General features: G+C 35.4%; 16 protein-coding genes. 4 read left to right on the forward strand and 12 right to left on the reverse strand.

The features are described from left to right. The first annotated feature begins 170 nt into the window (after positions 1-170). From AC2JF9_RS03015 to AC2JF9_RS03025, 3 genes are read left to right on the forward strand one after another with little or no spacing between them, the layout of a single operon-like run. Positions 171-896, forward strand: coding sequence for an ABC transporter ATP-binding protein (locus AC2JF9_RS03015; RefSeq protein ID WP_500725331.1), 726 nt, complete (start codon positions 171-173; stop codon positions 894-896). Continuing rightward, the gene (locus AC2JF9_RS03020) at positions 896-2,035 is read left to right on the forward strand and encodes an ABC transporter permease (protein ID WP_500725394.1); all 1,140 of its coding nucleotides are present in this window, start codon (positions 896-898) and stop codon (positions 2,033-2,035) included. Before AC2JF9_RS03015 ends, AC2JF9_RS03020 begins: the two co-directional genes overlap by 1 nt. 22 nt (positions 2,036-2,057) lie before the next feature. Beyond that, positions 2,058-2,678, forward strand: a complete 621-nt coding sequence (locus tag AC2JF9_RS03025) for a TetR/AcrR family transcriptional regulator (protein WP_500725332.1) — start codon at positions 2,058-2,060, stop codon at positions 2,676-2,678. Between the two features lie 56 nt (positions 2,679-2,734). On the opposite strand, the gene AC2JF9_RS03030 is transcribed toward AC2JF9_RS03025, so the two are convergent. The 12 genes from AC2JF9_RS03030 to AC2JF9_RS03085 form a co-directional block, all read right to left on the reverse strand. Beyond that, the gene (locus tag AC2JF9_RS03030) at positions 2,735-5,014 is read right to left on the reverse strand and encodes an ATP-binding cassette domain-containing protein (protein WP_500725333.1); all 2,280 of its coding nucleotides are present in this window, start codon (positions 5,012-5,014) and stop codon (positions 2,735-2,737) included. Continuing rightward, positions 4,986-5,420 (reverse strand): transcriptional regulator, encoded by a 435-nt coding sequence (locus AC2JF9_RS03035; RefSeq protein ID WP_500725334.1) that lies wholly within the window; start codon positions 5,418-5,420, stop codon positions 4,986-4,988. The genes AC2JF9_RS03030 and AC2JF9_RS03035 overlap by 29 nt, the downstream gene beginning before the upstream one ends. 684 nt (positions 5,421-6,104) lie before the next feature. Continuing rightward, positions 6,105-6,638 (reverse strand): ClbS/DfsB family four-helix bundle protein, encoded by a 534-nt coding sequence (locus tag AC2JF9_RS03040; protein ID WP_500725335.1) that lies wholly within the window; start codon positions 6,636-6,638, stop codon positions 6,105-6,107. A 136-nt stretch (positions 6,639-6,774) separates the two neighbouring features. Next, complete coding sequence (locus tag AC2JF9_RS03045; RefSeq protein WP_500725336.1) at positions 6,775-7,674, reverse strand: ABC transporter ATP-binding protein; 900 nt, start codon at positions 7,672-7,674, stop codon at positions 6,775-6,777. Continuing rightward, complete coding sequence (locus tag AC2JF9_RS03050) at positions 7,664-8,743, reverse strand: ABC transporter ATP-binding protein (protein WP_500725337.1); 1,080 nt, start codon at positions 8,741-8,743, stop codon at positions 7,664-7,666. Before AC2JF9_RS03050 ends, AC2JF9_RS03045 begins: the two co-directional genes overlap by 11 nt. A gap of 8 nt (positions 8,744-8,751) precedes the next feature. Then, positions 8,752-9,660: an ABC transporter permease gene (locus AC2JF9_RS03055; RefSeq protein WP_500725338.1), complete on the reverse strand. Its 909-nt coding sequence runs from the start codon at positions 9,658-9,660 to the stop codon at positions 8,752-8,754. 1 nt (position 9,661) lies between these two features. Beyond that, positions 9,662-10,594, reverse strand: coding sequence for an ABC transporter permease (locus AC2JF9_RS03060; RefSeq protein ID WP_500725339.1), 933 nt, complete (start codon positions 10,592-10,594; stop codon positions 9,662-9,664). A gap of 79 nt (positions 10,595-10,673) precedes the next feature. Beyond that, complete coding sequence (locus tag AC2JF9_RS03065) at positions 10,674-12,296, reverse strand: peptide ABC transporter substrate-binding protein (protein ID WP_500725340.1); 1,623 nt, start codon at positions 12,294-12,296, stop codon at positions 10,674-10,676. 292 nt (positions 12,297-12,588) lie between these two features. Beyond that, positions 12,589-13,242: an amino acid ABC transporter permease gene (locus tag AC2JF9_RS03070; protein WP_500725341.1), complete on the reverse strand. Its 654-nt coding sequence runs from the start codon at positions 13,240-13,242 to the stop codon at positions 12,589-12,591. A gap of 15 nt (positions 13,243-13,257) precedes the next feature. Beyond that, the gene (locus AC2JF9_RS03075) at positions 13,258-13,896 is read right to left on the reverse strand and encodes an amino acid ABC transporter permease (RefSeq protein ID WP_500725342.1); all 639 of its coding nucleotides are present in this window, start codon (positions 13,894-13,896) and stop codon (positions 13,258-13,260) included. After that, a complete protein-coding gene (locus AC2JF9_RS03080; RefSeq protein WP_500725343.1) occupies positions 13,893-14,708 on the reverse strand; it encodes a transporter substrate-binding domain-containing protein in 816 nt (271 codons plus the stop codon). The genes AC2JF9_RS03075 and AC2JF9_RS03080 overlap by 4 nt, the downstream gene beginning before the upstream one ends. 11 nt (positions 14,709-14,719) lie before the next feature. Then, the gene (locus AC2JF9_RS03085) at positions 14,720-15,457 is read right to left on the reverse strand and encodes an amino acid ABC transporter ATP-binding protein (protein ID WP_500725344.1); all 738 of its coding nucleotides are present in this window, start codon (positions 15,455-15,457) and stop codon (positions 14,720-14,722) included. Between the two features lie 327 nt (positions 15,458-15,784). On the opposite strand from AC2JF9_RS03085, the gene AC2JF9_RS03090 reads away from it, so the two are divergent. Further along, complete coding sequence (locus tag AC2JF9_RS03090; RefSeq protein WP_500725345.1) at positions 15,785-16,231, forward strand: GAF domain-containing protein; 447 nt, start codon at positions 15,785-15,787, stop codon at positions 16,229-16,231. Positions 16,232-16,308 lie beyond the last annotated feature (77 nt).

Raw genomic sequence — 16,308 nt, forward strand, 5'->3', positions numbered from 1 at the left:
TAATTTATCAGTATTCATCACAGCACCCTTTTGTTATTTAAATATTACTAAATTAAGTTCAAAATAACAAACCGTAAACTAACTTTCATATTTTTCCTTGACAAGTGAGTATGTACTCACTAGAATACTAAAATACAAAGTGAGTGTACACTCACCAAAAGGAGGAAAATATGGAAAATCTAATTCAACTAAACCATTTACACAAGTCTTATGGAAAACAACTGGTTTTAGATGATATTAATTTAAACGTTAAACCAAAGGAAATAGTCGGATTAATTGGACCTTCCGGTGCTGGAAAATCTACCACAATAATGACCATGCTCGGAATGGAAAAAGCCAGTCAAGGTGAAGCGCTTGTTTTAAATACCAAAATGCCCAATCGTTTAATTCTCAGAGATATTGGGTACATGGCTCAGTCCGACGCACTATATGAAACATTAACTGCCAAGGAGAATCTCGAGTTTTTTGGCAATATGAAAGGTGTATTTGGTAATGAACTAAGCGCAGAAATTGAATATACAGCTAAAGTTGTTGAATTAGAAAATGACTTAAACAAACGAGTAAGTAATTATTCTGGTGGGATGAAACGTCGTTTATCACTTGCAATTGCATTGCTTGGTAAACCTGACTTATTGGTTTTAGATGAGCCAACAGTAGGAATCGACCCCTCTTTGCGGCGCAAAATTTGGCAGGAATTAAAATTAATTCGTAATCAGGGGCGCAGCATTTTAATCACCACCCACGTTATGGATGAAGCTGAATTAACCGATCGAGTGGCACTTCTTTTGGGAGGTAAAATTATCGCATTTGCTAAACCAAAAGAATTAGAAAAGCAATATGGTGTTGACAACATCGAATCAGTCTTTTTAAAAGCAGAAAGTGAGGAACAAAAATGATGAGAACTTTAGCTATTGCCAAAAAAGTCTTGACAGAATTATTTCGGGATAAACGATCACTAGCTTTGATGTTTCTTGCTCCAATTCTGGTCATGTGGTTAATGAATGTAATGTTTTCGGCTAATTCGAAATCAGAAGCAACACTAGCTACCGTTAACGTCACTCAATCAGTAAACCAAAAGTTAGCAAAAATTGATGGCATTGATGTAACAAGCTATAAGTCCAAAAATCGAGCCGATAAAAAGCTGAGAACGAATAAAGTAGATGCGGTAATTTATTATCACGAAAATAAATACGATGTTACATACGCCAATACTGACTCCGGTAAAACTGCAATAACCAAACAGGCCTTAAACGCAGCTTTGACAAAAGAGAACTTTCAGGTACTAACTGGAAAACTAACCAGTTTGCAAAAAGTGCAAGTCCAGCTAATTAAAGAAAATCCAATGCTTGCGCAGAAGCTGTCTAAGCCAAAGCAAAGTTCCAAGGTTAAAAAAGTCAAGATTGTTAATCATTATCAATACGGTAATAAGGACACAGGTTTCTTTGCAAAGATGGTACCAATCTTATTAGGTTTCTTTGTCTTTTTATTTGTTTTCTTGATTTCTGGTATGGCTTTATTAAAAGAACGTACTAGTGGAACTTTAGATCGGTTGTTAGCAACGCCTGTTAAACGCAGTGAAATCGTCTTTGGCTATATGATTGGCTATGGTTTAATTTCAATTGCTCAGGCAACTGTAATTGTAGTCGCAACAATTTGGTTATTAAATATTGAGGTAGTCGGCAGTATTTTTGACGTTATACTAATTAGCTTCCTTTTGGCAATTGTAGCTTTGGCTTTTGGACTGCTTTTATCAACTTTAGCAAGTTCCGAATTTCAAATGATGCAACTGATTCCCGTAATTATCGTGCCACAAGTCTTCTTTTCTGGCATTATTCCACTTGATTCGATGGCAAATTGGGTTCAATATATTGGAAAAATCTTACCTCTAACGTATACTGGCGATGCTCTAACTAAAATCATGATGTATGGCAAAGGCTTGTCGAGTATAACTGGCGATATTTTAGCTTTAATGATTTTTTTGGTAATATTGTTGTACCTGAATATTGTCGGTTTGAAACGGTATCGTAAAGTTTAAACTAAATAATGGAGATAAAGTTATGGTAAGAGTTTTAGCAAGCTATCAAGGAGAAATTGAAAGCAAAGAGATTCCTTCTGGTAAAAAGAAAGTTTTATTAGCAGGTTTGAAGCTATTTTCAAAGCAAGGCTTTCATGCGACCACAACAGCAGAAATTGCTCATGAAGCTGGCGTTAGTGAAGGAACAATTTACAAATACTTCAAATCTAAGGATGATTTATTGGCCAAATTATTAAGCCCAATGCTAACTGAAATTAAAGATAGTTTCTTCGTGCAACTGGATGACTATCATGATTTAAAAAAATTGATTTCATTTTTAGTTGAGGATCGCATACAGTTTTTACTAATTAATTTTGATTTTCTAAAATTATTTATCCAAGAGTTATTAACGAATGATAAGATTATCGCCCTGATTAAAACTGAGGTTACAGGTAAAAATGGTGTTTTTGCTTATTTTGACGACTTAAAAGAGCGTTTTGACGAAATCAATTCTGAGCTGACATCAATTCAACTCTTACGAATTTTTATTAGTCCAATTTTTTTGTACGTAGTTCAAGTCAAAATATTTGGCATTAACTCTAGCAATAAAACCACTGATTTAGCCTTAATCAAAAAACAAATTTACCTTGGATTAACTCAATAACTCGCAGAACGATTTTATTCAAAATAAGTATACAAAAAGGGTAAGCTACTCCAAGCTTACCCTTTTTCAATATCACTATTTTGATAATATTTTTTTAAGGCCTTGGCTGTCAATGTATTCCCACGCTTAAGTAAATCCAGAGGATGCCCAGAAAACAAGACTTTGCCACCTTTATTACCAGCATATGGTCCAATATCAACAAGCCAATCAGCTTGCCCCATCACACGTAAATTATGTTCAATCATAATAATCGATATGCCAAATTTGCTAATTAACTTAGTTAAGAGATTAATTAGTTCCTGGATATTGTATTCGTGAAGACCATTAGTTGGTTCATCCAAAATCAAAATATTGCTTTCTTTATTTAACAGAAATTTTGCCAGTTTTAATCTTTGTAATTCTCCTCCCGAAAATGTATCCAAAGACTGTTTTAATTTTAAATAGCCCAAATCAACTAATTGCAGAATCCGCATTTCCTTTTTAAAGATCGTGAATTTCTTTAAAAATTCCCCAGCACTTAAGTCCATTGCTTCAGCAATATTTAAGCCACTTACTTTAAACTGTAAGACTTCAGATGAGTATCGCAAACCGTGACAAGCTTCACATAATGAGTCTGATTCTCCAAGATACGCTAAATCTAACTTAATTAATCCTTTGCCTTTGCATACTGGACAGGCCCCTTTACTATTGAATGAAAACAAACTCAGATCTTGCTTAGTTGCTCTAGCATAATATTGCCGTAACCGATCAAATACGTTTAGATAAGTTAAAACGTTAGAGCGATTGCTGCCATTGATTTGACGTTGATTTAAAACCGCAGCTCCTGGATATTGTTCTTCAATTGCTGAAACCAGGCTGCTCTTTCCTGAACCGGCAACCCCGGTAATTACCGTTAAAGCTTGTTTGGGAATTTTTACACTGACATGTTTCAAATTATTTTTGTGAGCATCATTTATTTGTAAGAAGCCGGTAATTGATCGTTTGGCTTTTTTGATTTTGCCCAAGTTACGCAGACTTTTGCCAGTTAAGGTATTGCTCTGCTTTAATTGTTGAAAAGTGCCATTAAAAGTAACATACCCGCCTGCTTCACCGGCTAACTCACCCAAATTAATAATCTGATCACCTAACTCAATCATTTGGGGATCATGATCAACAATAATAATTGTATTTCCTTTTTGACGTAAAAGCTGAAATATTTTTTTGATTTTAATTAAGTCAAAAGGATGGAGTCCAACGCTTGGTTCGTCAAAAATATATAACACGTTGTTTAGATTACTATTTAGATAATTAGCCATCTTTACTCGTTGTGCTTCTCCACCAGACAATGACGAAGTTGTTCGAGCTAGATTCAAGTATCCGAGACCGGCTTCGATTAAATTAGCTATCTTTTCTTTTAATTCTTGAATAATCGTTTGCACCTGTGAACCAGAAATTACATCAAGCCAAGCACTTAAATCTTCCAAACTCATTTCACTGCAGTCAGCAATATTTTTATTAAGGACTTTAGCTGAAAGCGCTTTGGAGTTTAATCGCTTTCCGTTACATGATGGACAAATACTTACTTTAACTATCCTTTTTAGTTCAGTTTGATATTTTGCACTATCCTTTTTCAAAAAGGTCTGTTCAATTCGAGGAATTATGCCCATATATTTTGCCGTTTTATGCCACTTAGCAGTCGGATGTGGTGGAATCTGCTTATTCGCATTTAACAACAGTTTAATTTTGCTATCAGGCCACTCTTTGAGAGGTAAATTATTATCAAAAAACCCTGACTCCGTATATCGTAATAAACGCCAGCCACCAGGTTGAAAAGTTGGAAATCTAATTGCACCAGCATTCAGTGACTTATTAAAATCTAATAGTTTATGTGGAACAATTTTTCGAATTTTTCCCAGTCCGTCGCAAGTCGAACACATCCCAGCAGGATTATTAAACGAATAGTTCATTGAATAACCGATAAACGGCTTAGCAATTCGCGAAAATAATAATCTTAATGCTGAATATAAATCTGTGTATGTGCCTAAAGTTGAACGCTTATTGATTCCTACTCCCTTTTGATCTACAACAATGGTGAACGGTAAATTTTCGATACTATCTACTTCAGGCTCTCTATATTGAGGAAGAAGTTGTTGAACATAAGCACTATAAGTTTTATTAACTTGTCGTTGCGCCGCAGCAGCAATTGTGGAAAATGCCAATGAAGATTTTCCGGAGCCAGAAACACCAGCCAGAACTGTAATTTTACCTTTCGGTATAGTAACAGAAATATTTTTTAAATTATTTGTACGTGCTCCTTTTACATTAATTTTATCGGTTAACACTTGCCATACGCTCATTTCTTAACTCAGTAATTAGCTTATTAGCAGCAATCATAAAATACGCTTGTTCTTCTTTAGTTAATGCACGCTCGGTCGTTTGAAATAATTCATCATGCTTATTGGCAATTTCAATCATAAATTGCCGTCCCTTTGGTGTAATTTCTGTGTTAACTTCTCGTCGATCTTTTAAAGCAGTTGATTGCCTAATATAATCTAAATCGAGCAATTTCTTCAAATTTTTTGATAGTTTTACTTGCGTAATACCTAGTCGCTTGCTTAAATCTGTCGGCCTGGTTGCTTGACATTGCAAAACGGTTAAAATATCATACTGCAACCAACTAATTTGTTCTGGATTAACTAAATTTCTTTCTGCTACTAATTCACATTGTAAATTCATCAGGGTCTCGTATAGTTTCTTTTTCATTATAATTTCCTTTTAGTAAATATTTCTTTTTAAGAATAAAATTATTATTAGCATTTGTCAAGACTAGATTGATTTTAACCAATAACTTGATTAAAAAAGATCCTAGTAAAAATCGCACTATACTAAGTTCTGTTGATAAATTATCTTTTACTTTTAATGATATTGAAGTGCCCCATAAGAGATAGATATTAATCTAACTATTATGGAGCACTTTTTCATGACTAAATATTCTACTGCTTTGAAAATTGAAGTTATCTGTAAATAGTTACCGAACCATGGTTCTTTGACCGATTTAAACAAAGAATATGGCATTGATTACATGGCTATCAGAGACTTCGCCCGCGAACACAACTTATCCACCTGAATTCAGGCTTGACTAAGCTAGAAAAGACAAAAATTGTGGCCAAGAAAAGAGTACCAAGCTAATTAGCAGCTTGATACTCTTTTTAAAAATTATAAAACTCAATCAACAGAATTTAACAAACAGACTTTTTAACTTGGTTACATAATAATATCTATTTCAAGTTTGCTAGTTTTAGTCATTTAAATCATGTAGATACAGTATTGTTATATTAATTATCTGATTAAGGTCAAAATAAATGATCAAGGTACAACACCTTTTCCAGTATTCTACCTACCTCTTTATTAATTTTAAGAGCTACTTTACAGACTCTTCTTTTATATTTATTTCAAAGATCTTTTATATTTACGCAATTTCTTTAATGCCCACTCATAGTGACTAGAAGTATTAGCAATAAAATAAGTTCCTAAAGCATTATTTCCAGTCCAAGAAAAAACATTCTTGTTAAAGAGATCTTCATTTGAGAAGTCTTCAAGTAGTTGCATTGTTTCCTCATGACTCTTTTCTAGTAATTGTTCAGCCTCTTTTAAGCTAGTTGCTTGATGTTTTTCCCAGAGCTTTTGATTCATTTCACCGTAATTACGCCAATTATAGCCGTCTGGCAAAAATTCCTGAGGCTTGCCGGATTCATTATTTTTTATCCAATTAATCAATAATTGTTGCCACTCGTATAAATGAATCAATACATCGCGCACATTATGATCACGTTCCCAGTGTGCTTCCTTCAGCTTACTAGTATCAAAAGTAAAATTTGCAATGCGAGCCTCTTCTGGTAAAGAAGCAATCAACTTAACTAGCTTGTCGTAAGCTGTGCTACTTGCTTCAATCAAGTCGGTCTTATTTGTTGGTCTAGCCATTATCTATTTCTCCTAATCAAAAACACTGTCAGATATGATCATCTTCATATCTTATGCTATATAACTACCAAAAAAGGATATATGAAAACAAAAGCTTTTGCAACTTGGTAATTTAGTTAAGACAGAAAAAATAAGCCTAAGACCACGAACCATCATCTAAAACTAGGTGCCCATTACCTAAATCAGTCATGGCTTTATCAACATACTGATGACGCATAGCGTGATAGTTCGAAAGCTGCTTGTTCTGTTCAGCAATCGGATCAGTCATCGGAATAGCTGTCAAAAGACTCTGAGTGTATGGATGAACCGGATTATCAAAAATCTCATCAGTTGGACCTGATTCAACGATATGACCTAGGTGAATTACTCCAATATGACTGGAAATATGCTTGACCATCGCCAAATCATGTGCAATAAAAAGCATTGCACTCCCAGTTTCTTCTTGAATTTTTTGAAGCAGGTTAACTACTTGAGCCTGAACCGAAACATCCAAAGCCGAAATCGCTTCGTCGGCAATAATCAATCTCGGATTCATGATTACAACCCGAGCGATTCCAACCCTTTGACGTTGCCCTCCTGACAATTCTTGCGGATAGCGGTTAACAAATGAACTATCAAGTCCAACGACTTTTAGCATTTCAACCACACGATTCATTTTTTCGTCTTTGCTCAATTCTGGATAATGAATATCCAAGCCGAGCTTAACAATATCGCCAACCTTCTTGCGTGGGTTTAAAGAAGACATCGGGTCCTGAAAAATCATCTGCATATCTTTACGTAATTTAGCAGTACGCTTTTTGTCTAAATTTCCACCAATCTGTGTTCCTTCAAAAAGTACTTCGCCAAAGGTTGGCTTATATAAACGAATGATTGAGCGACCAATTGTTGTCTTACCACTGCCAGATTCACCTACAAGCCCGAAAGTCTCACCACTTGCAATATTAAAAGAAACATCGTCTACGGCTTTAACAACTTTGTTCTTTCCAATTGGAAAATACTGTTTTAAATGGTGTACTTCAAGAATATTATTCGCCATTTGCTTCAGCTTCTTTCTTCATTTTTTCAATTCTCTTTTGGAGTATTTCCGGTATTTGTACCTTAGGTGCTCTACTATCGAGAAGCCAAGTGGCAGCATAATGGTGATCATTAACTTTAAACATTGGTGGTTGCTTTTTAAAGTCAATGTTCAGGGCATACTTATTACGCGGCGCAAAGGCATCTCCGACAATTGGCTGAGTAAGATTAGGGATTGTACCAGCAATGGTTGGTAACTTTTTAACGGACTCGTTGATATCTGGAACTGACTCTAATAATCCCCAGGTATAAGGATGACGAGGATCAAAAAAGATGTCCTCACTAGTTCCAGTTTCGACAATTTTACCGGCATACATCACATTAACATTCGTCGCAATGTTAGCAACCACGCCTAAATTATGAGTAATAAAGATTACTGACAATTTTCTGTTTTTTTGAATGTTTTTAATCAAATCTAAAATTTTAGCTTGAATCGTCACATCAAGACCTGTTGTAGGCTCATCACAAATAAGCAAGCTAGGATTACCTGATAAAGCAATTGCAATAACAATTCTTTGCCTCATTCCACCAGAAAGTTGATGCGGATACTGATTTTTGACTATTTCAGCATTTTGGATTCCAACTGTTTCAATTAACTCCAAGACTCTTTTGTTGACTTTATCCTTATCCATTTCTGGATTTGAAGCTTTAATCGCTTCAGCAATTTGCTTATCAATTTTCATTGTAGGATCAAGTGAAGTCATCGGGTCCTGAAAGACCATAGCAATTTCCTTACCTTTAATCCGGCCTTGCATTTCTTTTTGCGGGATCTTTAGCAAATCGACTGTCTTTTCGCCAGCGGTAGTTTGATAAGTAAAGTTAATCTCACCAGCTTTAATCACCTGATTAGCTTCTTTTTCGCCCATAATGGCTTTAACACTAGCTGATTTTCCACAACCAGATTCACCAACTAAGGCGACAGTTTCACCCTTTTTGACTTGATAATCAATTCCTCTTACTGCTTGAACGTCGCCATGCTCGGTGTGATACTCAATTTGCAAATTTTTAATTTCTAAAACTGTTTCAGACATTGTGTCACCTAGCTTCCTTCAATCGCATCACGCAGTCCATCAGCAATAATGTTAAAGCTTAGCATTATTAAAGCTAAAAATAGTACTGGGAAAAATACCATATAAGGATATACAATTGCTTGCGTATAACCATCGTTAATCATTGTTCCTAACGAAGCAAGTGGTGCGGGAACACCTAATCCTATAAAAGCTAAAAACGCTTCAAGGAAAATAGCATTTGGAATGGATAACATAAACGTAGTAATAATCTGACCTAAAGTATTGGGCAAAATCTGAGAGAAAATGATCTTAAAGTTTGACTCACCCATTGTCCTAGCGGATAAAACATATTCCCGCGACTTAAGCTCCAAAACCTGAGCTCTGACTATTCGACTCATGTTTATCCATCCCACAATCATCATTGCGACAATAATACTAATTAGTCCGGGTTTCATAACTAGCACTAAGAGCGTAACGATGATAATCATCGGAATGGTACTCAAAATTTCAGTAATTCGCTGCATAAATAGATCAACCCTGCCGCCAAAATAGCCTGATATAAGACCGTAACTAGTACCAATAATCAGGTCAATTACCATTGCTACTAATGCAACACGCAGTGAAACCGAAGTTCCGGCTGCTACCCTAACAAAGATATCTCTTCCTAAGTTATCGGTACCAAACCAGTGACCATTAACTCCAGGAGCTAAATTCGACTGACTTGGATATGGCGTAGTTGGTGAATATTGACTAATATAAGGAGCTAGAAAAGCAATTAAGGCAATAATGATTAATACCACTGCACTTACGACTGCCCCTTTATTTCTTAAAAAGCGGCGCCAGATAAGCTGACCGTATGTATATGATTTCCCGGTGTAATGGTCTTCGACTTCTGGATTTTGGGCAAATTCAAAATCATTGTTAGTATTATCTGTCATTTTATTCACCCTCATCTAATCTAATTCGTGGATCAATTAAACCGTATAGAATGTCAACAACCAGCATAATGCCGATAAACAAAACTGCATAAAAGAAAGTAATGCCAAGTACAACATTGTAATCATTAGCCTGGATTGCACTTATATATAGGGTACCTAAACCTGGAATAGCAAAGGCTTTTTCGATTACCATACTACCCGCGATTAAATCAATCATTAATGGTGCTAAAACTGTGATTACAGAAATTAGAGTATTCCTGATTACGTGGTGCAAGATTAACTGATACCTTTTAATTCCTTTAGAATCTGCCAACCGGTAGTAATCTGAATCCATAATGGTAATCATATCATTACGGACATACCGTTCAATACTGGCCATCGTAAAAGTACTTAGCGCAATTGTCGGTAATATGCTGGAAACAAATGGCTGTGTCTGTTGATAAGTACCTGGAAAAACCATTAATTTATATGAAAATAGTAAGGAAACAATTAAAGCTACTACAAAGTTTGGCAAACTGATTCCTAATACTGAAATACCAGTCATTAGATTATCCCAAATGGAACCTTTTTTGATTGCAGCAAGGACACCCATAAAAAAGCCTAAAATTGAGCCTAATACAGTGGCCTGCAAGCCTATCTGCAATGAAACTTTAAAGTGCTGAAAAATCATTGTTGTAACCGGGGTATTAACTTGAACAGTATAAGACACCCCAAAATCGCCAGTCAGCATATTTTTTAGATAATTTAAGAACTGCAGTGGAATTGGACCATCTAAACCATATTTGCGATACAAAGCTGCAACTTGAGCACGAGACATTTTTTCATCATTAAAAGGTGAACCCGGCATGGCCTTCTCCATCACAAACAGAATTAATGTAATTAAAAACAAGGTTACGATAGCAATCAAAATTCTCTTAAAGACATATTTTTTCACACTCGTTTCTCCTCACTTTCTCTTTAATCAAACAGGGCTGAGACAATATCTCAGCTCCTATTTATAACTAATTTTTAGTTTATTTAATTGATACATACTTAAAGAAATATGGAATTCCAGATAAGTGCATTGGCATATCTTTTATGTTTGACCTCTTTAATGATGGGGCACTATTTTGGTACAGCGGCGGACAAGCAGCACTATCAATTAAAATATTGTTTGCTTTGAGTAACATTTGGTATCTTTTTGCTTGATTTGACGTTCTGCCCGCTTGATCTACCAATTTATCAAATTCAGAGTTTGACCATTTACCGTAGTTACTTGCATTATTAGTCGTGTACATTCCTAAAATTGCTGTCGGATCTGCATAATCGGGAGCCCATCTAGTAATTGCAACATCAAATGTAGACTTAGCCATTTTGTCTAGTCTAGTTTTCTTAGCGACCTGTTGTAAGTCAACCTTCATTCCTGGCATATTCTTTTCTACTTGTGCTTTCACATAAGCAGCAATGTTTGAGTAAACTGGATCACTATCATCATATAGTAAAGTGATTGATCTCAACTTAGTTTTTGCTTTTGCTCTATTCCAATATTTTTTTGCTTCAGTAGGTGAATATTGCGAAAAATCAGTTGTTGATTCATCAGCAAAATCCTTGCCACTAGTCGGATTCTTTTCTAAACCCTTGATTACCATTGAATGGACTGGGACTGAACCATCCTTTAAGATATGCTTAGTGATTTCGTTACGATCAACACTATATGAAATTGCTTTTCGTAAGTCCGGATTGTTAAGACCCGGCTTTTTCAAGTTGAACATTAAGTAATGAATAAAATTACTTGCTTCTTTTTCAAGATTTTTATTATTACGATATTTAGAAATAAGTTGTCCACTTAAGCGTACGTAGTCGGCACTACCATTCTCAAAAGCAATTGCAGCCTTTTCCGGATCAGTAATCACATCAATCTTGATTTCTTTAACTTTAACATTTTTAGCATCCCAGTATTTTGGATTCTTCACCAGCTGAACGGTATTGTCGCCTAGCTTCCAATCCTTAATCATGTATGGACCTGTAGCAATTAGATGAGCTGAATCTTGAGCAAATTTTCTACCATTCTTTTCGAAATATTTTTGATTAATTGGCGCAAAAGTACTGAATGATAGTATTTTGCTCAAATAAGGTACAGCATGTTCTAATTCAACAACTAGTTTTCTATCACCTTCAGCCTTAACTCCAAGCGAAGTAATCGGCTTTTTTCCCGCAATAATTGCGCTAGCGTTTTTTATTCCTGAAGCAACAAGCTCAAAGTTATATGGTGAACCTATTTTGGGATCAGAAAAACGCCGCCAGCTAAAAACAAAGTCATTAGCTGTGACTGGATCGCCATTTGACCACTTAGCATTTTTACGAATAGTATAAGTCTTGGTCAAACCATTATTGCTTGTTTCAACTTTTGAAGCCAACCCTAGTTGAGGCTTATCGTTGGGGTCTATATTATATAGACCCTCTGTCGTATTAGCCACTGTCAAACACGAAGTAACTTGATAAGCAATTGTTGGATCCAGCGAGTCAACTGGGACATTTTGAACAACGGTGATTTTATCTTGCTTACTAGAAGACGAATCTGATTTATTTTGACAACCGGTTAATAACATGCCGAAACATGCAATTACAGCGGTAGCAAGTATTGCACCTTTTTTCATAATTTTCACTCTTTTCTAAAAGATCATGGAATTTTTGGTTTTACAATTGGTTTGTAGACGCTATCAGGTCTGCTTTTCCCGTTAATAACTTTCTGATGCTTAGCTACTAGGAAAGCTATATACTAAGATAATTGTAATTTTTTAATCTGTCAACCTAACTATCTAAATTTATTTTAATATAGTTCATATTTTTCCAAAAACCATAATATTTAAAATTTCTGAATGAAAAAATCGACAAAAAAAGACCTCACATCTCTGTGAGGTTCTCTTCAAATTTAATTTTGCTTTTAGACTACGTCAAGTGCTTACCGATAACATTACCAATTACTGATAAAGTAAAGCACACAATGAAGTAAAGAAACGCTAAAGCAGCAAACATCGGCAAAATATAATTAGCATTTTGCCCATATATAACCTGCGCATGCTGCATCATTTCCGGCACAACGATGATTGTTGCCAATGATGTATCCTTAATTAATGAAACAAACTGACTGATAATTGTTGGAATCATATTTTTATAAGCTTGAGGTAGTACAACATGCCATAAAGCTTGAACAAACGACATTCCCGTTGATCTTGCACCTTCCATTTGACCAATGGAAACTGACTGAATACCGGAACGAACAATTTCAGCAATCATGCTCGATTCAAAAACAGTCATCGCAATAATTGCGGCTGGAATAGTTTCCGGTCTCAAGCCAAAGTTAGGTAAGCCGAAATAGGTAAAGAAGATAATTAGCAGTAACGGAACATTACGAATAATATCGATTATAAAACCAACAAACTTCGAAACGTACCTTATCTTTGAATATCTGATTATCCCTAAAATCGAACCAAAAATAAAGCTCAAAATAACTGATATCACTGAAATATAGATAGTTACCCAGAGGCCCATCAATAAAAAGCGCATGTTTAGCCATGAAAAGGCATTAACCCAATTTTGCATTTTACTATCCCTCCTCTATGATGCTTTCTTTTCCAAATGTTGCATGTAGTAACTTAATGGCAAAGTGATAATCAAATATAGGACACCAACAACTAAATAACTGTTAATGGTATCAAAAGTCGTAGAGGCAATTGAGTTAGCTTGATACATTAAGTCAAATCCAGCCACAAATGCCAGAATTGAGGAATTTTTAACCAAGTTAACAAATTGGTTACCCAACGGCGGAATCACAATCTTAAAGGCCTGCGGTAAAATAATGTAACGCATCGCTTGCCAATAGCTCATCCCTGTTGAGCGAGCTCCTTCCATTTGGCCCCCAGATACAGACTGGATACCTGAACGAATTGTTTCCGCAATAAAGGCAGAAGTATAAAGAGTTAAGCCAATTGTACCAGCTGCAAAACCATTGATTTTGACCACATACATAGGAACAACTAAGTAGAAGAACATAGTAATTACAAGCAAGGGAATATTACGAAAAATTTCCACATAAGCGCGACCAATTACACGCATTGCCTTGCTTGGAAGTACTTCCATGATTGCAAATATTGTTCCAATGATTAAACTGAAAAATAGCGCAATCACACTAGAAAGAACGGTCCAGCCTAGTCCAACAAAAAGTTGACTGCTGAACTTTGTAAAAATATTAATCATCGGCGATACAGCTCCTTATAATTAAATCCTGGAACATCGCCAAACCACTTTTTAATTAAGCGGTTATATTCACCACTTCGCTGCATTTCAAGAACAGCCTTATCAACAGCTTTGGTAAATCCGGTTTGTCCCTTATTAACCGCAACACCATATGGTTCAACTGTAAAGGTACCACCACGAACTTCATAATTTGGATTTTGAACTGCTAAACCAAACAAGATACCATTATCAGTTGTCAAAGCGTCACCTTGCCCAGATTTTAAGGCATTCATGGCTTGAGCATAATCCTGAAGTTCAATAATTTTAGCCTTTGGGGCAGCTTTTTTAATGTTGTCCACCGAGTTTGAACCGACAACGCCAATAACAGTTTTACCTGCTAAGTCTTTAACACTCTTTATTTTTGAACTTTTTGGAACTAGTAGGGATTGACCAGCATCAAAGTAGGACTTTGAAAATGAAATTACCTTTTCACGTTCAGGAGTGATAGTCATAGTAGCAATTACGGCATCAACATTACCATTCTTTAATAGCGGTACTCTTGACTGAGAAGTTGTTGTTACGAATTCTGCTCGTCCTTTCGGTCCTAAAATGTGTTTAGTAATGGCCTTAGCCATATCAACATCGAACCCTTTTTGCTGACCATCTTTAACATCAATTAGTCCAAATAGTCTAACGTCGCCTTTTACACCCCAAGTAATTGTGTTTGACTTCTTAACATTATTAAGAACAGATTGATCACTCAAACTTTTCCCACAGCCAGTTAACATCAACACACACACTAATAACGGAAGTAGCCAAAATTTCTTTTTCATAATTGACCTCCTTAGTGAGAGATAATTTTACTCAAGAATTGTTGCGCCCGCACGGTCTTAGGCTGCTTGAAAAAAGTGCTACTATCATCATCTTCAACAATTTGACCTTGGTCCATGAAGATTACGCGATTAGCCACTTCTTTAGCAAAACCCATTTCGTGAGTTACGATTAAAGAAGTCATACCACTCTCGTTAGTAACTTTTTTAATAACTTGTAAAACATCATCGATCATTTCGGGGTCTAAAGCACTCGTTGGTTCATCATATAAAATGAGCTTAGGACGCATAGCAAGCGTCCGCGCAATAGCGACACGTTGCTTTTGACCACCTGAAATTTGCGATGGCATATTGTGTGCCCATTTTTCCAAGCCAACCATTTCAAGCAATTCCATTGCTCGCTTTTTATTCTCTTCTTCGGGAATATGACTGACGATCCTTGGCGCTAACATAATATTTTCGAGAACATCTTTGTTCTTATACAAGTTGAAGTGCTGGAACACCATTCCAACATCACTACGTAAAATATTTAAATTAGTTTTTGGATCAGACAAGTCATGTCCATTTACTATTAACTTACCCTTTTGGATTGATTCTAAGCCGTTTACAGTACGTACTAAAGTACTTTTACCTGAACCTGATGGTCCAATAAGAACCACCGTTTCGCCTCCATCAATCTCTAAATTAATGTCGTGCAGTGCATGAAAATGGCCATAATATTTTTGCACGTCATGGAACTCTATCATCGACATTTTATCGCCCCTTTCATAATCATTGCAATAAGATAATATAAGTCTTTGACTCCATTTTACTATAGCAGTTAAGAAATTTAAAAATTATACACTCTTTTTAATGAAAAATTATAATGTGTTTTTTAGATAAAATAGTGCCAAAATAGCTTTTAAACGTCTTAAAACCAATAGCTTAATTTACTTATTTGCAATTGCTTGTCATTCAAATTCGCTAAATTTAAAACGACTTGTTCAATACTACACACTTCAAAAATAATTGTAAATACCCTGGTACCACTTTCAAAAGAAAACAAGTTAGTTTACACTGGTTAACAAAGGAGAAATCCCATGAATAAAATTGAAAATTATCAACTACTTGTCAAACAAGCAAAAAGTTTACTGGAAAATGAATTCGATTTGATTGCTAATATGAGTAACATCAGTGCTTTATTGTTCAACAATCTACCTAATGTTAGTTATGCTGGCTTTTACCGGTACCAAAATGACGAATTAATTCTCGGACCATTCCAAGGACCCATTGCCTGTATGCATATTAAAATTGGAAATGGTGTTTGCGGAACTGCCGCTAAGACTAAACAAACCCAAATCGTAGCTGATGTTCATGAATTTCCTGGACATATTGCTTGTGATGAAGCGACTAATTCTGAAATTGTAATTCCGCTAATTCAAAACAATAGCTTGATTGCTGTACTAGATCTTGACAGTAAAAACTTTAATCGTTTTGATGACATTGATAGCAAGTATTTAACTAAGATTGCCAAATGCATCTTCTAATAAGTCAAATAAGCAAAAAAACTGATAAACTTCGTAAAAACGCTAGTTTATCAGTTTTTATTTTTATATTTATATTT

The sequence above is a fragment of the Lactobacillus sp. C449L genome (assembly GCF_059900815.1).